At 62.4% G+C, this 25,166-nt stretch carries 24 protein-coding genes; 14 read left to right on the forward strand and 10 right to left on the reverse strand.

Annotation, left to right across the window (positions count from 1 at the left end; all coding sequences use genetic code 11):
- Positions 1–25: 25 nt before the first annotated feature.
- From KCX59_RS10225 to KCX59_RS10235, 3 genes are all read right to left on the reverse strand, one after another.
- Positions 26–1,627, reverse strand: a complete 1,602-nt coding sequence (locus KCX59_RS10225; RefSeq protein WP_179018253.1) for a PucR family transcriptional regulator — start codon at positions 1,625–1,627, stop codon at positions 26–28.
- Between the two features lie 11 nt (positions 1,628–1,638).
- Positions 1,639–2,724, reverse strand: coding sequence for a M20 family metallopeptidase (locus KCX59_RS10230; protein ID WP_256871525.1), 1,086 nt, complete (start codon positions 2,722–2,724; stop codon positions 1,639–1,641).
- A 240-nt stretch (positions 2,725–2,964) separates the two neighbouring features.
- Positions 2,965–3,666 (reverse strand): GntR family transcriptional regulator, encoded by a 702-nt coding sequence (locus KCX59_RS10235; RefSeq protein ID WP_179018251.1) that lies wholly within the window; start codon positions 3,664–3,666, stop codon positions 2,965–2,967.
- A 108-nt stretch (positions 3,667–3,774) separates the two neighbouring features.
- Here KCX59_RS10235 and KCX59_RS10240 point away from each other — a divergent pair, with 108 nt between their 5' ends.
- The 4 genes from KCX59_RS10240 to KCX59_RS10255 are packed head-to-tail and all read left to right on the forward strand — an operon-like array spanning position 3,775 to position 9,230.
- Entirely contained in the window at positions 3,775–4,536 is a 762-nt protein-coding gene (locus KCX59_RS10240; RefSeq protein ID WP_179018250.1) for a LamB/YcsF family protein, read from the forward strand.
- A gap of 47 nt (positions 4,537–4,583) precedes the next feature.
- Positions 4,584–5,906: an MFS transporter gene (locus KCX59_RS10245; RefSeq protein WP_179018319.1), complete on the forward strand. Its 1,323-nt coding sequence runs from the start codon at positions 4,584–4,586 to the stop codon at positions 5,904–5,906.
- The gene (locus tag KCX59_RS10250; RefSeq protein WP_179018249.1) at positions 5,890–7,500 is read left to right on the forward strand and encodes a 5-oxoprolinase/urea amidolyase family protein; all 1,611 of its coding nucleotides are present in this window, start codon (positions 5,890–5,892) and stop codon (positions 7,498–7,500) included. The genes KCX59_RS10245 and KCX59_RS10250 overlap by 17 nt, the downstream gene beginning before the upstream one ends.
- A complete protein-coding gene (locus KCX59_RS10255; RefSeq protein WP_179018248.1) occupies positions 7,485–9,230 on the forward strand; it encodes a biotin carboxylase N-terminal domain-containing protein in 1,746 nt (581 codons plus the stop codon). The genes KCX59_RS10250 and KCX59_RS10255 overlap by 16 nt, the downstream gene beginning before the upstream one ends.
- 73 nt (positions 9,231–9,303) lie before the next feature.
- Here KCX59_RS10255 and KCX59_RS10260 read toward each other — a convergent pair whose 3' ends face one another.
- The gene (locus KCX59_RS10260; protein ID WP_179018247.1) at positions 9,304–10,194 is read right to left on the reverse strand and encodes a LysR substrate-binding domain-containing protein; all 891 of its coding nucleotides are present in this window, start codon (positions 10,192–10,194) and stop codon (positions 9,304–9,306) included.
- A 74-nt stretch (positions 10,195–10,268) separates the two neighbouring features.
- On the opposite strand from KCX59_RS10260, the gene KCX59_RS10265 reads away from it, so the two are divergent.
- From KCX59_RS10265 to KCX59_RS10300, 8 genes are all read left to right on the forward strand, one after another.
- On the forward strand, positions 10,269–10,934 hold the full coding sequence (locus KCX59_RS10265; RefSeq protein ID WP_179018246.1) for an RraA family protein: 666 nt from the start codon (positions 10,269–10,271) through the stop codon (positions 10,932–10,934).
- Positions 10,934–11,599: an RraA family protein gene (locus KCX59_RS10270; RefSeq protein WP_179018245.1), complete on the forward strand. Its 666-nt coding sequence runs from the start codon at positions 10,934–10,936 to the stop codon at positions 11,597–11,599. Before KCX59_RS10265 ends, KCX59_RS10270 begins: the two co-directional genes overlap by 1 nt.
- Entirely contained in the window at positions 11,596–12,186 is a 591-nt protein-coding gene (locus KCX59_RS10275; protein ID WP_179018244.1) for an RraA family protein, read from the forward strand. Before KCX59_RS10270 ends, KCX59_RS10275 begins: the two co-directional genes overlap by 4 nt.
- Before the next feature lie 12 nt (positions 12,187–12,198).
- Positions 12,199–13,359: a pyridoxal phosphate-dependent aminotransferase gene (locus tag KCX59_RS10280; protein ID WP_179018243.1), complete on the forward strand. Its 1,161-nt coding sequence runs from the start codon at positions 12,199–12,201 to the stop codon at positions 13,357–13,359.
- Positions 13,356–13,658 (forward strand): DNA-directed RNA polymerase subunit alpha C-terminal domain-containing protein, encoded by a 303-nt coding sequence (locus KCX59_RS10285; RefSeq protein ID WP_179018242.1) that lies wholly within the window; start codon positions 13,356–13,358, stop codon positions 13,656–13,658. The genes KCX59_RS10280 and KCX59_RS10285 overlap by 4 nt, the downstream gene beginning before the upstream one ends.
- Before the next feature lie 35 nt (positions 13,659–13,693).
- Entirely contained in the window at positions 13,694–14,512 is an 819-nt protein-coding gene (locus tag KCX59_RS10290; protein WP_256871524.1) for an alpha/beta fold hydrolase, read from the forward strand.
- 11 nt (positions 14,513–14,523) lie between these two features.
- Positions 14,524–14,772, forward strand: a complete 249-nt coding sequence (locus KCX59_RS10295) for a hypothetical protein (RefSeq protein WP_370629215.1) — start codon at positions 14,524–14,526, stop codon at positions 14,770–14,772.
- Positions 14,773–14,854: 82 nt separating this feature from the next.
- On the forward strand, positions 14,855–16,429 hold the full coding sequence (locus KCX59_RS10300; protein ID WP_179018240.1) for an amino acid permease: 1,575 nt from the start codon (positions 14,855–14,857) through the stop codon (positions 16,427–16,429).
- Between the two features lie 241 nt (positions 16,430–16,670).
- Here the strand turns inward: KCX59_RS10300 and KCX59_RS10305 are convergent, their stop codons facing one another.
- The 3 genes from KCX59_RS10305 to KCX59_RS10315 all read right to left on the reverse strand — a co-directional run bounded on the left by KCX59_RS10305 (position 16,671) and on the right by KCX59_RS10315 (position 18,753).
- On the reverse strand, positions 16,671–17,312 hold the full coding sequence (locus KCX59_RS10305; protein ID WP_179018239.1) for a GntR family transcriptional regulator: 642 nt from the start codon (positions 17,310–17,312) through the stop codon (positions 16,671–16,673).
- 16 nt (positions 17,313–17,328) lie between these two features.
- The gene (locus KCX59_RS10310) at positions 17,329–17,970 is read right to left on the reverse strand and encodes a GntR family transcriptional regulator (RefSeq protein WP_131134350.1); all 642 of its coding nucleotides are present in this window, start codon (positions 17,968–17,970) and stop codon (positions 17,329–17,331) included.
- Positions 17,971–18,069: 99 nt separating this feature from the next.
- Positions 18,070–18,753 carry a DUF2848 domain-containing protein gene (locus KCX59_RS10315; protein WP_179018238.1) on the reverse strand — a complete coding sequence of 228 codons (684 nt, stop codon included), beginning with the start codon at positions 18,751–18,753 and terminating at the stop codon, positions 18,070–18,072.
- 198 nt (positions 18,754–18,951) lie between these two features.
- Here KCX59_RS10315 and KCX59_RS10320 point away from each other — a divergent pair, with 198 nt between their 5' ends.
- On the forward strand, positions 18,952–20,271 hold the full coding sequence (locus KCX59_RS10320; protein WP_370629214.1) for an MFS transporter: 1,320 nt from the start codon (positions 18,952–18,954) through the stop codon (positions 20,269–20,271).
- Between the two features lie 51 nt (positions 20,272–20,322).
- On the forward strand, positions 20,323–21,141 hold the full coding sequence (locus KCX59_RS10325) for a carbon-nitrogen hydrolase family protein (protein ID WP_256871523.1): 819 nt from the start codon (positions 20,323–20,325) through the stop codon (positions 21,139–21,141).
- Between the two features lie 491 nt (positions 21,142–21,632).
- On the opposite strand, the gene KCX59_RS10330 is transcribed toward KCX59_RS10325, so the two are convergent.
- From KCX59_RS10330 to KCX59_RS10340, 3 genes are all read right to left on the reverse strand, one after another.
- Positions 21,633–23,003, reverse strand: a complete 1,371-nt coding sequence (locus KCX59_RS10330; RefSeq protein ID WP_179018237.1) for an L-serine ammonia-lyase — start codon at positions 23,001–23,003, stop codon at positions 21,633–21,635.
- 131 nt (positions 23,004–23,134) lie between these two features.
- Positions 23,135–24,028 carry a LysR family transcriptional regulator gene (locus KCX59_RS10335; RefSeq protein ID WP_179018236.1) on the reverse strand — a complete coding sequence of 298 codons (894 nt, stop codon included), beginning with the start codon at positions 24,026–24,028 and terminating at the stop codon, positions 23,135–23,137.
- A 45-nt stretch (positions 24,029–24,073) separates the two neighbouring features.
- Positions 24,074–25,078, reverse strand: coding sequence for an Lrp/AsnC family transcriptional regulator (locus tag KCX59_RS10340; protein ID WP_434122664.1), 1,005 nt, complete (start codon positions 25,076–25,078; stop codon positions 24,074–24,076).
- Between the last annotated feature and the right edge of the window lie 88 nt (positions 25,079–25,166).

Here is a 25,166-nt window from a genome sequence, read left to right on the forward strand (position 1 = left end):
GATTTGCGAAAGGCGGGGAGGGCGCCTAGCGCCCTTTTCGCCCTTGCAAGTGCAGTTGCAGCCAGACGATGAGACGCTGCTCAGGGTTGTCCATTTCGATTCCGAACTTTTTGCTCAATTGCCGCATGCGATAGCGTTGCGAATTTTCGTGAACCATCATTTCCTCTGCCGCCCTGCGGTTATCACCAAAGGCGTTCAGGTATGCCAGCAAAGTCCCGGCATATTCGGTGCCGTTGTCAGCATCATAATCAAGCATCGTTTGCACAGACTCCAGCAACCGTCCAGGGACGGCAACTGTGCCCTCGGAGAGCTCTTGGAGAAGAACCCTATGGCGGTCTTTTGCCACAGAGAGAGAACCGTCGGAAGCTTTGCCGGTCTGAAAGCGGAACGCTGTCTCGATGTCAGTTTGGGCCCCCTTTAGGTCGGACACAGCGTTTAGTAGACCTGAGTATGCGCCTCGGAGATGAATTCCCGCAGCGCCCGCAACTGCACGCTGACAGGAATTCAGGAAGCTGAGGATTCGCTCATCCGTCAGCTGTTCCGCGTCAGGTATAAGCACAAAGACCCGGTTTCCCATGACTGTGCAGGACGCTGTCCTTCGGATAGCTTCAGCGTTCAACGCCACAATGTCGGCAGCCCTGCCCAAGTCAATATCTGTCCCGGTTTCGCCGGAGTGTGCCAGCCCGATGAGCACCATCGGCATATGTTTGGCCAGTGTCTGGGCGACGCCGGGGTCCAGCGGCCCGCTACCGAGTGCGGCCGTCAGCAACTCACCACGCCGGTGGCGTTGCAAGTTGTACGCACCGTCGGCATGGAGAAGATGAAGGGAAGTGACGGGAGCGGCATCGGCGAGAACTCTCGCGATGTCATCGCTCCTGGTGCCGCCTTCGTCAAAAGCCCACAGAGAGCCCACCAGCCGGGATCCGACTCTTACCGGCATTGCGACCCGGTCCAGGGCGCCGTTTTCCTGCCCAAAGAAAATTGGCTGGGTCGCCATGGCCACAGCCCTGTAACGCGCCAGATACCAAGGTAGATCCGGCACCGCACGGCCTAAGATTGCATCCCGTCGGCTATCGTCCGTCCCTTGATCGGCGATGTTCGAATACGCCACCACCTCACGGTTGACGTTCTCAATGGTGATGGCCGTCCCCGCCACGGCTGCTATTGCATTTGCCAGGCTGAACAGGTCGCCCGGCGCGATGCCTGTCAAAGCCGCAGGTGCTGTTTCCGGTGTCGTGGAAACGGCGTCGTTGATCAGCTCATGCAACGAGTTCCAAGACGCGTCATTCGGGGCAGCGAGTATCTGCACCTCTCCCGCGCTTGAAACGTCGATTGCGTCCTCGGCCAGGTCGCGGGATTTCATGACGACGGCGGCGTACCCACTCGCCGCCGCTTCGCGGATAGCTGACGATGCCGATCCTGGCATGAGGGATGCGCCCGTCAGGAGGAGAACACCGCCCTTAGTAGGCGGGACCGTTTCCGAAGGATCCCATACAACAGCGGCCCGTACCCTGGGATCTACTGATGGCAGGTCACCGCCGACGTTATGAGCCCTCATCAGCAGGGGACCGAGTCTTTCCAGCAGCTCGCTCAGCGACACATATGGGGGTGAAGCAGGTCCGTTCATTGCAAGGACTCCTACAGGGTTCCAGCGCTGTCGATGGGGCTTACCAATAGCGAGCCAACGAGCCCCGCCAGCAATGCAGCCCGCTGGGGCATGGTGCTGACTTGGACCCATTCTCCCTCGCTATGTGCGCCGGATCCAACAGCACCCAACCCATCCAGGGTGGGAATCCCCAGGGCAGCGGTGAGATTTCCATCGGAAGTTCCACCTGCCATCGCTTCGAGAAGGGGAGGCAACCCCAAATTGCCGGCCACTTCCCGTGCGCGCATATAGAGAGCCGAGGCCATGGTTTGCTCAAGTGGACCCCTGTCGATCCCGCCCTGAAGTTTGAGGGTGGCGCCCTCAATCATCGGCTGCAAGCGCCTGAGGGCGGCGTCGACCCGTTCAAGTTCAGCTATTGAGGCAGCTCGGACGTCAATGTCCAACGTGGCCGACGCCGGGACCTGATTGGACGCTTCACCGGAGCGCAGCGTGGTGGATGTCACCGACGTACCCATCGAAGTGTCCTTAAGGGCATCGACAACAAGGATTTGATGCGCTGCCTCCAAGGTTGCGTTTATTCCGGCCTCCGGATCGAGGCCCGCATGCGACGCGCGCCCCTGGATGTGAAGTTGATACATGCCGCACCCTTTGCGGCTCGTCTTCAGGGCGCCGTCCAGGCTTGCTTCAAGGACTAGTACCGCTTCCACCCCGGACGCTACTTCTTCAATCAAAACACGGGAGGACGGAGAACCGATCTCTTCATCTCCAGTCACAAGAATCTGTACTCCATCCGGGCAGCCCAAAGCGTGAATAGCGTAGAAGGCCTGAACCAGCCCGGCCTTCATGTCGAAGGAACCAGGCCCTGTGGCTTTATCGCCATCCACAGAGAAAGGCCACCGCTCGATTGTGCCCAGCGGCCAAACGGTGTCGTAGTGTCCGAGGATGAGTACTCGGGGATTATTGCCCAAGCGCCACAGCAGGTGATCACATCCCTCGCCGGAAATAAAAACTGGCTCACTGCCCAGAAGGCTTTTCCCCACAGCGGAAACAGCGTCCGCGGCCATACCGAGGTGTGTGCGCTGCTCGGAGGGCGATTCCGAGGATACAAGCAGTTCCAAGTCCCGCAGCATTCGGGGCTGAAGAGGGGACAAAACATCAGTAAGTCGAGCAGGCAAGAGGACCTCCAGTGAGGGATTTGCCCTCATCATCCAATGGTTCGCCACCGCGCCGGATGTTGTCAGCAACAATTGTCGCGTTCATTTTTGTCCGATCAGACAAACTTCGGCGAAGTCCGAACGTTCCATCCGGTGCCGGAGGCCGACCTGGCAGTACACGCCTAGCGCCCGTGCCGAATTCAGTTATGAAGCGTCGTAGATCTCGAAGAGGTGCTGCTCGGATCGGTCGAGATAGTCAGCCAGGAGGGAAGCAGCCTCGTCGAAGCGCGCTTCGGCAAGTGCCTTGGCGATCTCTGCGTTCTCTTCCACATACCTTGAGTAGAACTCGACGTTTACCGGCTCCTTGAAGAAGAACAGCCGCATCTCTGCGAGGACTTGGTTCATGAGGGTGTTGAGTCGCTGGCTTTCGGCCATCTCCACGATGGTGCGGTGGAACCCGAGATTGGCATCGGCCAGGCGCTCCTTGTCCTTGGCTTTCGCGGCCTTTCTGCCTTCCGCTACGGCTTCCTGGATGGCCGCGATGCGTTCTGCGGAGCCGCCGTTCCGGACTGCGCTGACTTCGATCGCGCGGCGGACGGTGTAGAAATCGCGGAGGTCGTCGGCGCCCGGCGCGGCCACAAAAACGCCCCGGTTGGGGAGGCGGACCACCAATCGTTCGGCGCCCAGTTCAGCAAATGCTTCTCGGAGCGTGTTGCGGGAGACTCCGAGTTCTTCTGCGATCGTGGGCTCGTTGAGGCGCATGCCGGGAACCCACTTGCCTGTGATGAGTTGGCGGCGAAGTTCGGCCGCGACGCGGGATGCGACGGCTGGAACTGCAACCCGGAGCCTTGCGGCGGGGCCGAGCTCGTAGTGCGCGTCGTCCAAGAGTTCCCCAGCTGCTTCCATAAGAAGAAATCTACACTCTCTCAACATCCTTCATTCTGAGAATCGTTGAACGATTCCCGAAGTTAAGCAATGATGGGTGCATCACCTTTCCCTGAGATGAGGATCACAATGCATCAGATCGACTTGAACAGCGACGTCGGAGAGTCCTTTGGGCGATGGAGCCTGGGCGACGATGACGCCGTCTTCCGGTCCGTGTCCAGCGCCAACGTTGCATGCGGCTTCCACGCCGGAGACCCAACCGTCATGCGGGCAACCTGCGAACTCGCTGCGCGGCGCGGCGTCACCGTGGGCGCCCATCCCGGATACCGGGATCTGGCCGGCTTCGGCCGCAGGTTCATGGACATTGCCCCCAACGAGCTCGCCGACGATGTTGCCTACCAAATCGGAGCCCTGCAGGCAATGGCGGCGATCGCCGGCACGACGGTGAAGTATGTGAAACCACACGGCGCCCTGGGTAACGCAATCGTCCACCATCCCGCACAGGCGCAGGCCGTCGTCGACGCCGTCCGCTCGGTGGACTCCTCGCTGCCGATTCTGGCCCTTGCAGGGTCGGAAGTCCTGCTCCGGGCGGAGAAAGCTGGGCTGCGTGGAGTACCTGAAGCCTTCGCTGACCGCGCTTACACCCGCGACGGCGCCCTTGCCCCAAGAAGCCTCGAAGGTGCGGTTCTCCACGACCCTCAGGCCATCACCAAGCGCATTGTCCGTTTGGTGAGTGAGGGCAAAATCGAGACCATCGACGGCTCACAAATCACAGTCCATGCTGAAAGTATCTGCGTTCACGGAGACACTGCCGGTGCCGTCCAGATCGCTTCCGCAGTCCGGGAATCCCTCGAATCCGCCGGCATCGCCGTAAGGAGTTTTGTCCAGTGACGCACCAAGAGAACGCCCTGACCCACCATTCCGAACCGGAGAAGCCAATGTCCGCTTCCGCCAGCGAAAACCGCCGCCGCAGGCGAAGCGCCATCAAAGCCTATGTCGCCAGCCTGAGCGGGACATCGCTTGAGTACTACGACTTCGCCATCTACTCCGTGGCGTCCGCCCTGGTCTTTCCCAAGATCTTCTTCCCCGGAAACGACGAGTTCGTCGGCCTGCTGCTCTCCTTCTCCACATTCGCTGTCGGATACCTGGCACGCCCCCTGGGCGGCGTGATCTTCGGCCGGTTGGGCGACCGGCTGGGTCGCAAACACGTCCTCGTTGTCACGCTCCTGCTGATCGGTGCGGCCACCATCCTCATCGGCGTTCTCCCTGACTACAACGCGATCGGTCCCGCGGCGCCGGCCATCCTTGTCCTTTTGCGCCTGGCCCAAGGAATCGGCGTCGGCGGTGAATGGGGCGGGGCCGTGTTGCTGTCCAGTGAGTTCGGTGACCCGAACAAGCGCGGCTTCTGGTCCTCAGCGGCCCAAATCGGTCCGCCCGCTGGCAACCTCATGGCCAACGGCGTCCTGGCGATCCTTGCCGCGTCCCTCAGCACCGAGGCCTTCCTCTCCTGGGGCTGGCGCGTTGCTTTCCTCGCCTCGGCGCTGCTGGTGGTCTTCGGCCTGGTCATCCGTCTCAAGCTCGAAGAAACCCCGGTCTTCAAGGCCTTGGTGGAAAACAATGAACGCTCCGAAGCACCGCTGCGTGAAGTCTTCCGCAACGAACCCCGCGCCCTCATCGCAGCGGCCCTGTCCCGCATCAGCCCGGATGTCATCTACTCCATGTTCACCGTCTATGTGGCTGTGTACGCCACCAAAGAACTGGGCATGAGCACGGGCAACGTTCTCACGGCCATCCTGATCGGTTCAGCGGTGCAGATCTTCATCATTCCAACGGCGGGTGCCCTCACCGACCGCTTCAACCGCCGTCTTCTGTACGGCATCGCAGCGGCCGGCAGCGCCATCTACATTCCGCTGTTCTTCATCATGATCCAGGACCGTTCAGTGGTGACCCTGACCCTGGGCGTCGTGGGCGGACTGATCTTCAATGGCCTCATGTACGGCCCGCAGGCTGCCTTCATCACCGAGCAGTTTCCGGCACGCCTGCGATACGCCGGCAGCTCGCTGGCATACACGCTGGCCGGAGTCGTCGGCGGCGCCATCGCTCCGCTGATCTTTACCGGACTGTATGCAGCGACCGGCAACTGGTATCTGATTGCCGTGTACTTGGCCGTCTGTGCCGTGGTGACAATCGTCGGCGTCGCACTCGGCCGCGACCCCAAGCCCGAAGAAGACCTGAGGCTCATTCGTGAAGTCAACGCCTGAGTCTCCTGGAAGCACGGTTTCCCGGGTCGCCTCAGTGCGTTCCGTGGGGGAGCGCGGAGTCCTTGCCGAACTCAGCGCCCCCGAGGATGTTCTCGCTCTGACGGAGATGCTGAACCGTACTCCATTCCCGGGGCAGCGGGAAGTGGTTCCGGCCGCCGAGACCGTGCTGATCACCGCTGAAAGCCCCACTGCGATGTTGCGGATCAAAGCCGAGGTGGAGAAGCTTGCCATTCCGCCGTATCACCAGAGCGGCCAGAAGCTTGTGGACATCGACACCGTGTACGACGGTCAGGACCTCCGGGACGTCGCCGATCTCGCTGGAATCAGTGTTGAAGCAGTTGTCGCCGCCCACACGGGACAACTGTGGACAGTGGCCTTTACGGGTTTCGTCCCCGGGTTTGGCTACATGCGGGGAGAAAATGACAGCCTCACTGTTCCGCGCAGGCCAAGCCCAAGAACCAGCGTTGATGCGGGGTCAGTGGCTCTCGGCGGGAGCTATACGGGTGTCTACCCTCGGCAATCGCCTGGCGGCTGGCAGATCATTGGCCACACCAGCTGCGCCATGTGGGACAGTGATCGCGCCGAACCGGCGCTGGTCAGTCCCGGTACCAGCGTCCGCTACCGGGCAGTGCGGGACAAGGTTGTCGTCAATGAGCCGACGGCACGTGCAGATGACAACCGCGCTGGCGCCGGTCTAAGAGTGCTCCGTAGCCTCCCGCTGACCCTGGTCCAGGACCTCGGCCGGCCCGGCCATGCCGCCATTGGAGTCTCGCGTTCCGGGGCGCTCGATCAGGGCTCGCTTCGCCGAGCCAACCGGCTCGTTGGCAACGCGGAAGGTGCCGCTGCCTTGGAAATTGTCGACGGCGGCCTGACCGTTCAGGCTGTAGGCGACCAGCTGCTTGCCATCGCCGGAGCACCGGCGGGAAACCGAATCACGTCCGAGTCCGGCTCACGGTCAGCTAAGGTGGCCACGCCTTTTGCGCTGATGGATGGTGAGGTGCTGACGCTTTCGGCGCCCTCGGTTGGCGTACGCAGCTATTTAGCGGTTCGGGGCGCGATTGACGCGGAAGGAGTGCTGGGCAGTTGCTCTACTGACACCCTCGCCGGATTAGGCCCCAAGCCGCTGGCTGCGGGGGACTTCCTGGCAGTCGGACCACCGCCTGCACAGGCTGTCGGCCTCCCGGAAACGCAGCCTGTCTTTCCTGAGGACGAAACGGTGGAACTGGAGCTCGGACCTGGTCCGCGGATGGACTGGTTTTCGCCCGGCGCCTTGGAGTCTTTGGTGACGCAGGAGTGGACAGTCACGAACGACTCCAACCGCATCGGCATGCGGCTCTCCGGTGTACCACTGGAGCGGATCAGGCATGACGAGCTGCCCAGCGAGGGCACCATCTGCGGAGTGATCCAGGTTCCGCCCACGGGGGAGCCGGTGGTCTTCCTGTCCGATCACCCCGTCACCGGCGGCTACCCGGTGATCGCCGTCGTAGCCCCAAAAGACCTGGACAAAGCAGCCCAAATCCCCGCCGGAGGCCGGGTCCGTTTCAAGTACGCACCACCCACCACAGAAAGTTCCTACCAATGCGCAAGATCCTGATTGCCAACCGCGGAGAAATCGCCGTGCGCGTCGCTTCGGCCTGCACCGACGCCGGATTTGCCTCTGTCGGTGTCTACTCGGACAGTGACACCGACGCGCTGCATGTGTCCGCCGTCGACGAGGCTTACAGCCTGACGGGCCGGACCCCGGCAGAGAGCTACCTGGACGTCGACAAGATCCTGCACATCGCCAAGCGCTCAGGGGCAGACGCGATCCATCCCGGTTATGGCTTCCTCTCCGAAAACGCCGACTTTGCCCAGTCCGTCATGGACGCCGGGCTGACGTGGATTGGACCCAGCCCCGACGCCATTCGGGCCTTGGGCAACAAGGTCACCGCCCGTCAGATTGCCGTCCGTGCAGGAGCCCCGCTCGTCGCCGGAAGCGAGGGACCCGTTGCCAACGCGGCGGAAGCGCGGAGGTTTGCCGAAGACGTGGGCTTGCCCATCGCTATCAAGGCTGCCTTCGGCGGCGGCGGACGCGGGTTGAAAGTGGTGCGGGACCTGGACGGCGTGGAGGAAGCCTTTGACTCAGCAGTCCGCGAAGCCGTCACGGCTTTCGGCAGGGGAGAATGCTTCGTAGAGCAGTACCTTGACCGCCCCCGGCACGTCGAAGCTCAGATCCTTGCCGATACTTTCGGCAAGGTCATCGTGGTGGGGACCCGGGACTGCTCCCTGCAGCGCCGGCACCAGAAACTCGTGGAAGAGGCCCCGGCCCCATTCCTCAGCGACGAGCAACGACGCACCATCCATGAGGCCGCCCGGGCCATCTGTTCGGAGGCGGGGTACACCGGTGCAGGAACCGTGGAATTCCTCGTGTCCGAATCCGGCGCCATCGCCTTCCTGGAGGTCAACACCCGGCTTCAGGTGGAACATCCCATCACGGAAGAAACCTCCGGCGTGGACCTGGTGCAGGAACAGTTCCGGATTGCCCAAGGACTGCCGCTCGCCCTCGCGGAAGACCCCGTACCCCGCGGCCACTCCTTCGAATTCCGGATCAACGCCGAGGACGTGGGTCGCGGCTACCTGCCGACGCCCGGGACCGTGGAGGCCATCACCGTCCCCACCGGTCCCGGCATCCGGCTGGACTCCGGGATCGCTGCGGGCTCGGAGATTTCCGGAGATTTCGACTCACTCATGGCCAAGCTGATCGTCACCGGAGCGGACCGACAGCAGGCCATTCGGCGGGCCCGCCGGGCGTTGAAGAACTTCACCATCTCCGGCTTGCCCACCCTCGTACCCTTCCACCGGGCAGTGCTGGAATCGCCCGACTTCACAGACTCGTTCGCCATCCACACCCGATGGATCGAGACAGAGTTTCGACACTGCATCACTCCGGACCCGGCCTATGATCCGAACCAGGCCGAGCCCACTGGAACCGTGACCGTCCCCTTGGACATCGACGGCAAGCGTGTGATGGTCGGCTTCCCGGGAAATCTGGCACGCATGCTGGGCGCCGCTGGCCTGGAATCTGCCGGTAAGGGCGACTCAGCAAGCCAGGAGGAAGTTGTGGATCCAGGACTGGTCCAGTCGCCCATGTCCGGCAAAGTGGTCAAGTGGCTCGTCGACGCCGGCACGCCAGTCAAGGAAGGTGCGCCGCTGGTTGTGCTGGAGGCCATGAAGATGGAAAACGTTGTTCCGGCCCCGGGGTCTGGTGTTCTTGCGGAGGTCCTGGCCCCGGCAGGGAGCACGGTCAAGGCAGGGGAGCAACTCGGCAGGCTCACGGTCGGCTAACCCCAGCGGGGCCAATAGAAGGCGAGCGGACGACGGCGGTTACCTCCCGCCGTCGTCCGTTCGCCTTGGCGTCTTAACCGCCGTCCGCGGCCACCCTGGCGCACTCGATGAAGTGGTCCGCGATGGTCTCCGAGGTGCCGGCCCGGCTAACGAGCGATAGTTCCACGAGGTCCACGCGTTGCGACAACTCCAATGCCACCACGCCTCGTCGAGCGCCCAAGGATGACAGCGGCACCAGTGTGACCCCCAGGCCGCAGCCAACCATGGCCAGCTGGGACTGGATGGAGTTCGCGAAGTGCTTGGCTTGCGGGCTGAATCCTGCCTGCCGGCAGGCTGCCACCATCTCGTCGTGATAGTCCGGCGAAATGGCGCGTGGAAGCCAGATCCAGCTGTCGTCCCTGAACTGTGCCAGATCCGCCGGTCTTTGGTCTGTGGCCTTGGCGTGCGTCCCCGGGAGTGCCAGGACAAAGCGGTCGCGACGCAGGGGAACTGATCGGAGCCCCTTGTCGAAGCCGGGCTGGCGGATGATGGCGACGTCCAGTTCCCGCCGCAGCAACCGGTCGCGTCCGTGATGGGTGTCGATTTCCGAAACTTCCAACTCCACCGCCGGCCAGGCGCTTCGGAACCTGTCCAGGACGTCGGGGAGCAGGCCATCGAAAGCAGAAGTGACGGACCCGAGGCGCAATGTCCCTGCCCTGCCCGACTTCGCCCGGGCGGCCACCTCCTCCGCCCTCTCGGACGCCTGGACCAACAGACGGCATTCGTCCAGAAAGAGTTTCCCCGCATCCGTGAGAAGAACCGAGCGGCTGGAACGGGTCAGCAGACTGGTCCCGAGCTGCCGTTCCAGTTGCAGGATGGCCTGGCTGAGGGGTGGCTGTGACATGGTGAGCCGCTCGGCGGCCCGGCCGAAATGCAGTTCCTCCGCCACAGCAACAAAGTACCGGGCTTGGCGTACCTCGATCATTGAGTCGCAAAACCTCTTCCACCTATAGCTAACCAGACCTTCACTATATCGATCGAGGACGGTCTACTGGAAGCATGACTTCCCAAAAAACACTCCTGGAGCACTACACAGCACTGGATTCAGCCGCCGTGTCAGACGCCCTCGACGCCCTCGACCTCCCTCCAGGGCAAGCTGGATTCCTCCCCGTCTGGGGAACCCCAAAGATCGTCGGCTTCGCCGTGACGGTCCAGCTTGAGCCCTACATCCCGGGTCCCTCCGGCGCACACATCGGCGCCACCGCGGTAGCCGACGCCAACAGCAGCAACGTCATCGTCGTGGCCAACGAAGGACGCACCGACGTCTCCTGTTGGGGTGGGCTACTCAGCCTGGGTGCATCACTGAACGGCGTGCGCGGTGTGGTGGCCGACGGCGCTTGTCGCGACGTCCACGAAGCCCGCGAGATCGGCTTCCCCGTCTTCGCCAAGGGCCGCATCCCGGCCACGGCCCGCGGCCGGTTGCAGCAGCGCTCCACCGGCGAACCTGTCCAGCTGGGCGGCGTAACCGTCACACCGGGTGACTTGGTCCTGGCAGATGAGACCGGCGTCGTGGTTGTCCCCAGCAGCCACCTCGACGAGGTATTGGAACGCGCCCAGGGCGTGGCCGCACGCGAACAATCCATCGCCGCCGATCTCCGCGCCGGCCTCGCCCTTCACGAAGCCATGCGCGACGCGCGCCTGGCTGGAATCACCGAGGAACACTGATGAACACCACCACTGAAACCAACGTCATCGAACGTCTGGCAGCTCTGCCCACCGCCTCTATTTCGGACGCCATGGACGCCCTCGGCCTACACGGGACCCTCCACGGGTTGTCTCCGCTGACCTATGATTTCCGTGCCACCGGACCTGCATTCACTGTGCAGTACGCACCGGCCGGCGAGTCCCGCGGAAGCGTCGGGGACTTCCTCGACGACGTCCCGGCCGGCGCAGTGATTGTCATTGACAACGAAGGACGCACGGACGTCACCGTCTGGGGCGGCATCATGACCGAGGTCGCCGCCGAACGCGGCATCGCCGGAACCGTCATCAACGGCGTCTGCCGTGACATCTCTACATCCCTGCAGCAGAACTACCCGCTGTTCAGCCGCGGCAAGTTCATGCGCACCGGCAAGGACCGTGTACAACTCGTGGCAGTCCAGACCGAGGTGACAATCAATGATGTCCGCATCTCGCCGGCGGATATCATCTGCGCCGACGCGGACGGTGCCCTCGCAGTGCCCAGCGCCCGTGCTGAAGAAGTCGCTGCCCTCGCTGAGAAGATCGAGGACACAGAAACGAAGATTGTCGCGGCCGTGAAAGCCGGTGCCACCCTGGTCCAGGCCCGCAAGGACCTCGGCTACCACGACCTCCAGTGGGGCAAAAAATGAGCAACGCCGCCCGCGGGCACTCTTCCGCCACCCTTTATGAAGCCGCCAAACTCCCGTGCGCCTGCGATCCCGGCCTGAAGCCGGCCTGGCGCGGAGCCAAGGTGGCCGGTCCAGCCTTCACCGTCCGCGGAGTCGGCGGCGACAACCTCGCCCTGCACCACGCCGTCCTGAACGCGCCTTCGGGCAGCGTCCTGGTGGTGGACATGCAAGGCGCCGAGCACGGGCACTGGGGCGAAATCCTCGCCGCAGCCGCCCAGCACCGCGGAATACTCGGACTGGTGATCGATGGCGGCGTCCGTGACACCGAGGAAATGGCGGAGATGGACTTCCCGGTCTTCTCGCGCAGCGTAACCGTCGTCGGAACTGCCAAGGACTACGCGGGCGACTTCTCCTCGCCCGTTCGCGTGGGCGGCCTGACCATCCGCGCGGGGGACCTGATAGTCGGCGACTCCGACGGCGTCGTCGTCCTCCCATACGACGCCGTGGATTCTGTCCTGGACAAGGCAGACCAGCGCGTCGCCGATGAGCAACGGATCCTCGACGAGATCCGCCACGGCAAATCCACCCTCGAGTTGTACTCTTTTTAGACGGAAGAACCGATGACAGCCTTGTCCTCTCTAAAGTTGGGCGCTCCTGAACGGATCGCCGCCTCCAGCCGCCGCCCCGCCACCCTGGGCGCGGCGGCACCAGGCACCATCTCACTCGCGATGGGGGAGCCCGACGCCGGGACCCCCACCGCGGTAGTCGACGCTGCCGTCCGTTCCCTGGTGAAGGGACGGACCCGGTACTCGCCCATGACCGGAGCACCGGAACTGCGGGAGGTGCTCGCGCGGAAGATCTCCGCCGGGCACCCCCGCCCTACCACGACGCGCGAGGTGGTGCTCACGCACGGCGGCAGCGCCGGGTTGGCCGCCGCAATGCTGGCCCTCGTCCAGCCCGGGGATCGGGTACTGATCCCTGAACCGACGTACTCCCTCTACTCCGACCATGCCGCCATGGTCGGAGCGGAAGTGGTCTGGATAGCAGCGCGCACTGATGGGTCGCTGGACCTGGACGCGCTCCGGCACGAGGCTGCCACGGCTCGGATGATTATTCTTTGCAACCCGGGCAACCCCACAGGCCGGATCTATTCGGCGGCAGACCTCGCCGGTGTTGGCGCCGTGTTGGGCGACCACCCGGACCTGCTGCTCCTCTCCGACGAGGCCTACGGCAGCATCGTGTTCGACCAGCTCCCGTTTGCTTCAGCCCTGGACCTCAGCGACGTCTCTTCCCAGGTGGTGTACTGCAGCACACTGTCCAAGACCTACGCCATGACCGGTTGGCGCCTTGGATACGTTGTTGCCTTCGGTCCACTCGCTGACAAAATCAACCTCATCCACCGCACCATCAACGGTCCGTTGAACACCTTCGTGCAGGATGCTGCGCTGACAGCATTGGAGACCCCGGAAGAGGACCTTCGAGTCCTCACAGCGTCCTATCAGGATCGGCGTGATCTGGTGCTGGAAGCACTGGGCGGAGTTGCCGGCGTCGAAATCCTCGCGCCCCAAGGCGCCTTCTACGCGTTTCCCCGGATATCCACCTCGTTGACTTCAGATGAGATGGTGGCCCGGTTCGCTGCGGCCGGTGTTCTGGTCCGATCCGGAAGCGAGTTTGGTCCCTCCGGCGAAGGACACGTCCGGCTTTCCTTCGCCACTGACATCGCCACCCTGAAGGAAGGTCTTGACCGGTTTGTCGCAACTATTGCGGACTTCCCGCGATGACGACGGCGGCACTGACAATTGCGGTCTCCGGCCTGGGGTTGCCGTCCCGGGCTGAGAATGCTTTGGCCCGGCATGGTATCCGGAGCATCGAGGTGCTTGTCACGTGGTCCCGGCTGGAATTGCTGGGGCAGGTCATCGGGCTCGGCGAGGGGTCTTTGGACCTCATCGAAGAAGCCCTGGCTGTTAGGGGGCGCCAGTTGGCTGTGTATGACGCGGGCAGGACCTACCAGCAGTCACATGCCAGTACCAACCAAAGACACATCAAGAACCATCATGCATGGGTCACCCCGCAAGCATGATTCCCTCCACCCTAATGAACCGATAGGAGGACTCCTTGCCTGGCCTGACCAAGCTTGAGCCTTTCACTCTCCCGCTCGACATTGACGGAGTTCACGTCGAGATCGCCGGCATGTACCGTGCCGGCTCCGGTACGCCGCTGGTATTCCTGCACGGCTTCGGCTCCACCAAGGAAGATTACGCGGACGTCATCCAGCAGGATGCTCTCGCTGGCCGCCCGGTCCTGGCCTACGACGCCCCGGGCTGCGGCGCGAGTATCTGCCCGGACCTGAACGCCATTTCAGTGCACTTCCTCGTTCAGGTCGCCAAGGAAGTCCTGGCCGCGAAGAACATCGACCGCTTTCACTTGGTGGGCCATTCCATGGGCGGGCTCACAGCCCTCCTGCTGGCGGACCAGGACCCAGCCCGCGTTCTCAGTTTCGCCGATATCGAAGGAAACGTGGCCCCGGAAGACTGCTTCCTGAGCCGGCAGATCATCAGCCACTCACACCCGGATCCCGAGGATTTCTTCAAGGATTTCCAGGACCGGGTCTGGAAGTCCCGGTTCTACTCCAGCAGCCTTTACGCAGCGAGCCTTCCCCACAAGGTCCGGCCCGGGGCGGTCCGGCCCATCTTCGAATCCATGGTGGAACTGTCCGACCACGGCGGCCTCATGGATCGATTCCTGGCGCTGCCATTTCCCCGGATGTACATGTACGGCGTCCAGAACAACACCCTGAGCTACCTGCCGCTACTGGCAGAAAAGGGCGTTGAACTCGCGGAGATCTCCCGCAGCGGGCACTTCCCCATGTACTCAAACGCCACTGAAATGTGGGACCGCCTTACAGCATTCTTCCTGGGCAGTGAGCAGTCATGAAAAGGCGGGACGTGCCCCAGTTCATCCGGTACGACGACTGGACCGCCCTGATCGGCGGTCACGTGCAAATCCGCAAGCTCGGGGAACCCGTTCACTCCGGGATCGTGGATCACGCCATGGCCGACTCATCCGCGCTCTGGTTAAGAAGCAATGGCGTCCAGCCTCGCCGTGCCTTCGTCCGCAAGGAAGGCTACGAGGTCTGGATCAGTCCCCGCGATCTGCAGTTCCGCACCAAACCCTCGGCCAATGTCAGCAGTTAGCTGATTGGCCACCTGCCCGGTGCTCCGGGCGGCCTATTGTCAGCCGCACGATGACGTGCGGTTCTTCCCCATGGAGAACAACATGCAAAAACCCGCACACGACCGCGCGGATGAACTGGAAAACGAACGCGAGCGTATAGGCGATGTTGCCTCCGCCGTCCGGGACTTCTCCAGCGAGGAGCACGGTTATCACAAGTCGCTGAAGCCGCGGCAGATTCAAATGATTGCCATCGGCGGAGCCATTGGTACAGGCCTGTTCATGGGAGCCGGCGCCCGACTGAACGGAAGTGGGCCAGCACTGGTTCTGGTCTATGCAGTCTGCGGTTTCTTCGGCTTCCTCATTCTCCGGGCGTTGGGGGAGCTGGTCCTGCACCGGCCATCGTCCGGCTCCTTCGTTTCCTACGCCCGTGAGTTCTACGGTGAAAAAATGGCCTACGCGGCCGGCTGGCTCTACTTCCTGAACTGGGCCATGACCTCCATCGTCGATGTCACCGCGGCGGCCCTGTACCTGAAATTCTGGGCACCCTATTGGCCGCCGCTGCAGGAAGCGCCCCAGTGGCTATTGGCCCTGATCGCCCTGGTAGTGGTGCTGTCCCTGAACCTGGTTTCGGTGAAGCTGTTCGGCGAGATGGAGTTCTGGTTTGCACTGGTAAAGGTCATTGCCCTGGTCACGTTCCTGGTGGTCGGCGTCGTCTTCCTCCTCAGCGGTGCCGCCACCGATGTCGGCCCCACAGGCCTGGTCCTGTTCACGGATAACGGCGGGTTCTTCCCGAACGGTGGCATAGCTCCGCTGCTCGCCGCCAGCGGGGTCATCTTCGCCTACGCCGGCATCGAGCTGATCGGCACGGCCGCCGGTGAAACCAAGGAACCAGCCAAGGTCATGCCAAAGGCGATCAACAGTGTCGTCTTCCGGATCGCTGTGTTCTACGTCGGGTCCATCCTGCTGCTTTCCCTGCTCTTGCCGTTCACTGCCTACAAGGGCGGTGAGTCACCGTTTGTCACGTTCTTCTCGCACCTCGGCGACCCGCAGGCGGGTGCAACGGCCGCATCCATCATGAACTTCGTGGTGCTGACCTCGGCCCTGTCCAGCCTGAACGCAGGCCTCTATTCCACGGGCCGAATCCTGCGGTCCATGGCCGTCAATGGATCCGCGCCACGATTCTCTGGACGGATGAACAGCAAAGGTGTCCCATACGGCGGCATCCTGTTCACCACGGTGGTGGCACTGCTTGGCATCGGTCTCAACGCTCTCGTCCCGTCGCAGGCCTTCGAGATCGTCCTGGAGATTTCCGCGCTGGGAATCATCGGCTGCTGGGCCACCATCATCCTGTGCCAGATGAAACTGCACAAGCTCTCGCGTTCCGGCCTGATTAAGCGCCCAGCGTTCCGCTTGTTCGGCGCGCCGTATACCTCTTACCTGACCTTAACGTTCCTGGTGTTCGTTCTGTTCTCCATGGGCTTCTCCGAAACGGGCCGCTGGATCCTGGCCTCGCTACTGGTGCTGATTCCGCTGTTGATCGGCGGTTGGTTCGCTGCCCGTGCGGGAATAGCTGCCGCGGCCAAGGAACGCGAAGGCTACACAGGGAACCTGCCCGTGCTGGCGAATCGTCCGGCGATCGATCAGGGCCGGGCACCAGCGGGAAACAGTACGCCGTGACATCGCGCTATCCAGGAGCCGCCACCGTACCCGCCCTCGTCCTGACGGGGCATCACGCTCCTGTCAGCGGGTGGTGGCGGCCCGACGGCGAAACAGTGCCGTTCCGCTACGTGCAAAAGGGCGCCGTTATGCCAGGGCTCCGGGGGAGCAGCGTCAGCTGGAAACTTGAGTTGGAGACCAGCGGGGCTGCCTCTGAGCAACCCTCTGGCTGAGTGTTTTCGAGGGGCGGTTCTATTGCACTTCAGTAGCCGATAGTTGCTCGGCGGGTCGCTTCCAGGTGCGAGTCGATGGCTGCGCAGGTAGCGGTCAGGCTCGTTCCGCCGAGACTGTTCACGATGGCTTGGTGCTCGGACAGGACTTCGTCCGTTCGGCTGCCGCCTCTGCTGATGGCCTGGATCCCGATTCTTAATTGCCGCTGCCGCAAGGAGGAGTAGAAATCCGACAGTACTGGATTGCCAGCTGATCTGACGATGGTGTTGTGGAACTCCGTATCCAGCTCAATGAACCTGCCGGGATCCGAGGCGGCCAGTCGCTGCTGGTCGATGAGGCTCTGCAGAACATCCAGGGTGGCCTGATCGAAGTGCCCTCGAGTGTCGACGGCCCAGCGTTCCACCACGGAGCGGGCTTGGAGGTTAGCCCGGACCTCTTGGTCCGTGATGGGTGGAACGTAAGCGCCCTTGTGGGGGACGCGCCTGATGAATCCCTCGGCTTCGAGTCGTAGAAGGGCCTCCCGAACCGGTGTTCGGGAAGTGCCCGTGGCTTGCGCCAGCGTGGCCTCGTTCAGGAAGGTCTCCTCGTCCCGGGGCAGACCGGCAATGAAAGCGGTGATCCATTGATACGCAATTTCAGGTGCCGTGAGCCCGGCAGGGGAGGGTTGGTCCATGGGAACCTTTCGTGGGTCAGATTTCCGAGAGGCCTGATGCGGTGGTTCGAATGTGGCTGCGAAGTGCGGCCTTGGCCAGCTCGGGATCTCCGGATTCCAACCCGTCGACGATTGCCTGGTGTTCTGCGATGACGGCGGCTTGCCGGGCGGGGGTGTTCATGAGCGCCCGGATTCCAATGCGGATGTGTCGGGCGCGAAGGTCCGTGTACGACTTGGTCATGAGGGAGTTGCCGACGGCCCTGACCAAGGCGATGTGGAACTCGCTGTCCCAGTCAACGAACTCGCGTTCGTGGCCGGCGTCGGAGCTTTCGAGCTGGTGCTTCAGCGCCAGCTTCATCGCGTCGAGTGGGGCGGTGCCGCGTTCCATCACGACTTCGGCGGCGTTGGTTTCCAATACTGTCCTGAACTCAAGGGCCTCGCTGATCTCCTGTCGGGTGACCGGCGGGATAAACGCTCCGTGGCGTGGAACCAGTTGCAGCAGCCCTTCGGAAGCCAGGAGAAGAAAAGCCTCCCGGACGGGTGTGCGAGAGGTTCCTCCGACTTTTTCGGCCACCTGCTCCTCAGTGAGGAAGCTGCCGTGGTAGGCGCCGTCCGGGAGGATGGTGTCGCGGATGTAGTCGTACACTCTGTCGCGATTGGACTGGCTTGGCGTCTGCATAGTCAAAGTATACTCTCCGCATACATTCAGGAAGGACCGGCTGGCAGTAGCGGCGGGGGCGTGCCGCCAGATGGAGCCCGCCCCGCCGCCACCGGAAAGTCAGCCGATCGGGGTGGCCATCGGCACTACATCGTAGGCGAGGCTGATGGTCCGGCCCAGGACGGGATCGGTCAGTTCCGCCCGCCAGCCATCGGCAAACTGGTTTACGCCCTCCACCATGTTGACTGTGCCCGAAATAAGCACAGTGCCGGGGTTCAGCAAATCCCGGTCCTTGAGTACGCCGACCCAGTGTGCCGGTGGGAGCAAGTCGCCAAGCGTGGCCTTCTGGATCTGCTCTTCCACTCCGTTGTTGGTAACCCATGCGGTCAGCGTTAAGTCATCTATGTGGTCCTCCACCTCGCTGAGCAGCCAGGCGTCCTTCGCCAAAACGTCCGGTGAAGCGTTCTTGGACCAGGCGATTCCGTGGACTTCAAGCTCGCGATCGGTGTGGTCACACGCGAGGGTCAGGAGAATCCGCCCATCCGTGGCAACGACGATGGCCCACTCCACTTCGCCGGAAGTCTTGCCGTGCTGGACCGGAACGACACTCGCCTGCTGAGCCAGGTAGGGCGAGACCGGGTACATGGTCGGGGTGACCGTGGGGGCCGGAACGCCCAGCAGTGCGAGCTCCTCGACATGGGCGCGGACGTGTTCCTGGTGGCGGCCTGCATATCCACCGTTCAGGAGGTGGATGACGTCGACATCGAGGGATTCACCACTGGGGAGAGTGAACTGCAAGGACATGAGGACTCCTTCAAACAATTGATTTGGCTGGGTATTGCTGCGATCTGCATCACAGTATAGTGTGAGTATACACAGCCCATACGCTTCTGTATACGCCACCCATACGCTTGTGGGATTCGGCAAAGAAGCAGCTTGTGACAGGACATTCGCCCTTCCGGCGTTCTGTCGTTCAAGGCACTCTTATTCAGGAGGCATCTCGTGACTGAACAGATATCCACTTCGCAACAAAAAACTCCGGCAAGGCCCGGCCAAGGCAAAAGGGGCTTCATCGTCGCCCTGACCGGGACAAGCCTGGAGTGGTACGACTTCGCGATCTACTCGGCAGCCTCGGCCCTGGTTTTCGGCCAGGTCTTCTTCCACTCCGATGACCCCCTCGCCGGCACGCTGGCAGCTTTTGCCACCTACGCTGTCGGCTATGTCGCCAGGCCCCTGGGGGGCGTCCTCTTCGGGCGACTAGGTGATCGCATCGGCCGTAAGAAAGTCCTCGTCTGGACTCTTCTCCTCATTGGCATCGCCACCTTCGCGGTAGGTCTGCTGCCGGGCTATGACACCATCGGCGTCGCCGCACCTATCGCGCTTGTCTTCCTCCGGCTATGCCAAGGAGTCGGTGTCGGCGGTGAATGGGCAGGAGCAGTCCTCATCTCAAGCGAACACGGAGATCCCGGGAAGCGGGGCCTGTTCGGCTCAGCAGCCCAGATCGGCCCGCCCCTTGGCAACCTGCTGGCCAACGGCGCCTTGGCGCTCCTCGCGCTGCTTCCCAAGGAGGACTTCCTGTCCTGGGGATGGCGCGTTGCCTTCCTGTTCTCCGCAGTGCTGGTTGTGGTTGGCTTGGTGATCCGGTTCAAAATCGAAGAAACCCCTGTCTTCGAAGCCATCAAAGAACAAGGCCTCACCCCGAAATCACCGTTGGCTGAGGTATTCCGGACAGAACGCCGGGCCTTGCTGGCGGCCACCATGTCCCGGATTGCGCCCGACGTGATGTATGCGCTTTCAACCGTCTTCATCCTCACGTACGCCACCCGTCAGTTCGGGCTCCAGCCGGGGCAGGCACTTTTGGCCGTCGTGATCGGCTCCGCTTTCCAGGTCTTCATGGTGCCGGCCGCCGGACACCTCTCCGACCGTATGAACAGGCGTCTTGTTACCGCCATCGGCGCAGCATGTTCGATCGCGTTCCCGTTCATTTTCTTCCCGCTCATGAGCATCGGCTTCATCGGAGTAGTGCTGGCCGTCATCTTCGGCCTGCTCTGCAACTCCCTCATGTACGGACCCCAGGCCGCACTCGTCTCCGAACAGTTCAGCCCGCGGCTCCGCTACGCAGGCAGCTCCCTCGCTTACACCATCGGCGGAGTTTTTGGCGGCGCCATCGCACCGCTCCTGTTCACCTGGCTGCTGGGGACGTACGGCACTTGGCTGCCCCTGGCCCTCTACATCGTCGTCGTTTCCATCATCACCCTCGTGGGCGTAAGCCTCGCCAAGAACCCGGACGCCCGTGAAGTCGCTGGCCACTCTATTTACTGACGCGGCAGTTCGTACCTCCAAAACGCACCGTCAACCACTAAAGGAACATCAATGTCTTCTGAAAGCCTGTCCATCTCTGTCCAGCAGTTCGCCACTACGGTCAATCCGGCACAAAACCTGGAGCTTGTCCTCGACGCCGTTCGACGCGGTGCAGCGGCCGGGGCCCGCATCGTCGTCCTACCCGAAGCCTCACTAGTAAGGTTCGGGGCCGCGCCTGCGGCCCACGCCGAACCCATCGACGGGCCATGGGCATCGGCCATCCAGCAACTGGCAAAGGACCTCAGCGTCATTGTCTTGGTAGGAACCTTCCAGCCAGCAGCTGATGGACGCGTTCGCAACACCATCCTCGTTACCGGTGAAAACATCCACTCCGGATACGACAAGATCCACCTCTACGACGCCTACGGGTTTTCAGAGTCAGCCGACGTGGAACCCGGCAACGAACCCTTCACCTTTGAGGTGGACGGCGTCACGGTAGGCGTAGCCACCTGCTACGACGTCCGCTTCCCGGAACTCTTCCGCGAACTGGCCGACCGTGGCGCCCAAGTCATCATCGTCACCGCCCATTGGGGCGCCGGGGACGGCAAGATCGATGCGTGGCGCCTGCTCAACCAAGCTCGCGCCATCGACTCAACCACCTGGGTCGTGGCCTGCGACCAGGCGGATGCTTCCACGGCCGGAATTCAAGAACCGGCGGGCCCCCGCTTCGGCGTGGGTCACAGCTTGGTGGTCTCCCCAATGGGGGTCGTCTTGCAAGAACTCGACGAAAAGGTCGGTCAGCTGGATGTCACGGTAGACGTCGCGGCCGTGGAAAAGGCACGCCAGGTGATCCCGGTTCTGGCGAACCGTCGGTTGGGCGTTGCGGTCTGAGTTTGCTGATGGGTTTCCAACGCCCCACGCCGGCAGATGGCTAACCAGGGTGGGGCGTTGGGGTCCTCCTAATGTCGGATCCACATGAGGTGGGCTTCATCATCGGACCTAGGAAGCCGTCTGCCGCTGGGCCAATCGATGACTGTCCTGCGTGCGATTTATTCCGGTCCCGACATATGCCCCGTTATCGGCGGTGCTCGGTGAGCCGACTGTAGATGACACGGTGAAACGTGCAGAGCTGCGGCTGATGGTCTCTGGCAAGCTATTAGGCGTGTAGATAAGCCAGTGCGAGTGCACTGGCGACCGCGTTATTAGCTTCTACAGCTTCGATGTCTAGCCGCATGCAGATGTCGGCATTGGAAGCGCTCTGCCCCGGAAGAGAAGCGCTTGGTCAGCAGCGAATGTATGCAGTCCTTCGGAAATCTTTACTGAGAGTCAGAGGCTGCTTCGGGCGCTCCAGCTCGCCCATAAGGGGGAGGCAACCGCGGGCATCAGCAAGCGATCACGTTGACGGCGAGTCCACCCCGGGAGGTTTCCTTATACTTGCTCTTCATGTCTGCGCCTGTCTCGCGCATTGTCTTGATGGCGGTGTCAAGCGAGACTTGGTGGACGCCGTCTCCGCGCAGGCTGATCCGTGCAGCGTTGATGGCTTTGTTGCTGGCCATGGCGTTGCGTTCGATGCAGGGGATTTGGACAAGGCCACCAACGGGGTCGCAGGTCAGCCCGAGGTTGTGCTCGATACCAATCTCGGCGGCGTTCTCCACCTGCCGGGGTGTGCCGCCCAGAATTTCGCACAGTGCGCCCGCTGCCATGGAACAGGCTGAGCCGACTTCCCCTTGGCAGCCCACTTCGGCGCCGGAGATGGAGGCGTTCTGCTTGAAAAGGACACCTATGGCAGCTGCGGTAAGAAGGAATCGGATCACTGATTCTTCGTTGGCTCCGGGGGTGAACATCATGTAGTAATGCAACACCGCTGGAATGATTCCGGCAGCGCCGTTGGTGGGGGCGGTGACGACGCGCCCACCCGTGGCGTTCTCTTCGTTCACTGCCAGGGCAAACAGGTTCACCCAGTCCACTGCACGCAAGGGATCGCTGGTGTCGTCTTCCGCTTGCAGGTCCGTCAGCAGTCGGGGCGCACGACGGCGGACCATCAGGTTCCCGGGCAGGTGTTCTTCCGTTCGGCTACAGCCACGTGACACGGACTCTTTCATGGTTTCCCAGATGTGCATCAACTGCGCGCGGGTTTCCTCCTCGCTGCGCAAGGCGCCCTCGTTGGCGAGCATGATGTCGCTGATGGCCAGGCCTTCACGCTCGCAGTGTGCCAACAATTCCTCGGCGTTGGAAAACGGGTAGGGGGGTTGCACCGTCTCCGGGAGCGACTGTCCAACTCCATCCTCGTCAACGACGAATCCTCCACCCACGGAGTAGTAGACGCGTTCGCTCAGCACTGTTCCCTGGTTGTCGAAAGCCTGGAACCGCATTCCGTTGGGATGCGCCGGCAATGACTTGCGCAGGTGGAGCACCACGTCCTTGGTTCTGTTGAACGTGATTATTCGGCGCCCTCCAAGCAGTATTTTCTTGGCGTCTATGGCTTCGTCAACGACGCGATCAGCCGTCAGCGTGTCTACGGTTTCCGGCGACTCGCCCATGAATCCAAGGATGACCGCCTTGTCCGAGCCGTGCCCGCGTCCGGTAGCCCCCAAGGAACCGAAAAGTCCGGCGTGAACGCGATCAACGACGTCGAACTTTCTTTCCCTCTCCAGTTCTTCGACGAACGAGCGGGCGGCGCGCATTGGCCCCACAGTGTGGGACGACGAGGGGCCGATTCCGATCGAAAAAAGGTCAAGGGCACTCAAAGCCATGGAATACCTCCGAAGCAGGTTTGGTGTGGGGTCTCCTACCAGCTTGGGTGCGAACTCGATCAGCGTCCATCGGAAAATTTTGAACGGAACGTCAAGCAGAACTTAACAATTGGCCTGGTCGCCAACGCGCGTCAAGCTTTCGGGCGGGCGTCGGTCGCTTTCCGCAGTTCGTCGACGACGGCGGCTACTGCCGGCGATTCCCGGCTGGCCGCCCGGTGCAAGACAATGATGTTGCGGCCGCAGCTTGGATCTACTCGACGCACCACCAGGTCTTCCGTTTCCCGGCCGAGGTTCAGTTCACTCATCAAGGCGACCCCGAGGCCACCACGGACCAATCCCAGGGTGGCCATCAGGTTTCGACAGTGGGCTATGACGTTCGGCTCGAATCCAGCGTCGCGGCAGGTTTGCAGGACGAATTGCTGAAAAACGCTGCCTTCCTGGTCCAGGATCCACCGTTCATCGGCGTAGTCGGCCAGCGTCGCAGCGTCCGGTGCCTCCCGGTCCTGGGGGAGGCAGAGGATGATTTCATCGCGGGCCAGAATAGTCTTCACGAGCCCCTCATCTTGGATGTCGTGCAGGTCATCCACCACTGCGACATCGATGTGCCCTTCCCTCAACTGGGCCACACTTTCGAATGGTTCGAGGTCGGACACGGTGATGTCGAGTCGCGGGTAGCTGGCCTGAAGGGACATGACGGCGGCGGGGAGCACCGTGCTGCAAAAGCTGGGGAAAGCGCTGATGGAGAGGTGTCCACGGACATCTGTCTGAAGCTTCCTTAAGTTCGCCTCGGCCGCCTCAACTTCAGCAGCTATCCGGCCAAAATGCTTCACCAGCATGACTCCGGCTTCCGTCAGCCGCACTTTCCGGCCGGCGCGGATCAGGAGCGCCAGCCCGGCCTCCCGTTCAAGCACGGCCAACTGCTGGCTGACCGCCGACGTTGTCATATGAAGCTTGGCGGCAACGGCCGTCATGGTTCCCTCAACCTCAAGGGTCTTGAGGATTTGCAGGCGTCGGATATCGAGCACGGGACCTCCCAGGTTTTAGGACCACTTAACCTCAGAACTGCGGTCTCAGCTACTTTCCGACGACGGGTGGACGAATCCCAGCGTCGCGGCCCCTTGTTCATCGATGAGCCGGCCCAGGTGCTTGCTCATCCTGAACACCACGCTGCGGTCAACGATGCGGGCGCTCGGCACTGCAGCTTCCATGGCAGCCTCGAAGCGCATGACATCGGACATTTCCTTCAGCCAAACGGCCACCACCAGGTTGTACTGGCTCGCGACGGCCAGCGCCGTTCGGGCTTCAGGAATCTTAGCCATGAGCCCTTTCATCTGCTGAACGTGCTTGGCGGCGGTCCGCATGAAGTACCAGGCGTACACGGGCCAACCCGTGACCGTCCGCGCGACGTCCGTGCGTATCCGCAGCATGCCATCGGCGCGCATGCGGGCCAGCCCATCCGCGACGCGCTGCTCGCTTAGGCCATGTTCTGCGGCAATCCGGCTGACGGGGCGCCGCCCATCTTCGGCCAGGCAATGGCGGAGCGCGGCTTCGACGTCCGGGTGCACGGTCCGCGGCGCCCTTGCCCGTGGTGGGCGAGGGCGGGGGACCCTTGCTGCCTCTTGTGGTGTGAGGGCACGGAGCCTCCAATCTGAGGCCTCCATGACTACTTCGGTAACGAGGTGGGTCCGGGTATTCCTGACGCCTTCCAAACTTCCGATGCGGTTGGTCACTGTGTCCCAGATGGCGAGCGGGGTGTCAGCGAGGACCGTGGCCAATAGATCCCGTCCGCCGGAGGTGTGGTCGAGGGTCATCACTTCCGGGATCTGTGCCAGTTGGCGGGCCACTTCGCCCGTTTGCTGGGGTTTGCACGTGATGTCCACCAGTGCCGATGCTCCGCCGGGGAAGATGCCGGTGACCCATGCGAGCCCGCGTTCCCTCAGGGAGTCCCAGCGCCTGGCGAGGGTTACGGCGTCGACTCCGATCATGGGGGCGAGTTCACTCCATGGCGCCCGGCCTTCGATCTGAAGAGCATGGATGAGACGCTCCTCGAGGGGATGAAGCATGTTTTCCGGCATAAGAAACAGAGTATCCACGGAAAGCTGCAATTTCATCAACTGGAAACACGGCGCTTCCATGATGTTGTGATCCCGTTCACTTCTCATC

Source organism: Paenarthrobacter nitroguajacolicus (assembly GCF_051027655.1).
Classification (GTDB): Bacteria; Actinomycetota; Actinomycetes; order Actinomycetales; family Micrococcaceae; genus Arthrobacter; species Arthrobacter nitroguajacolicus.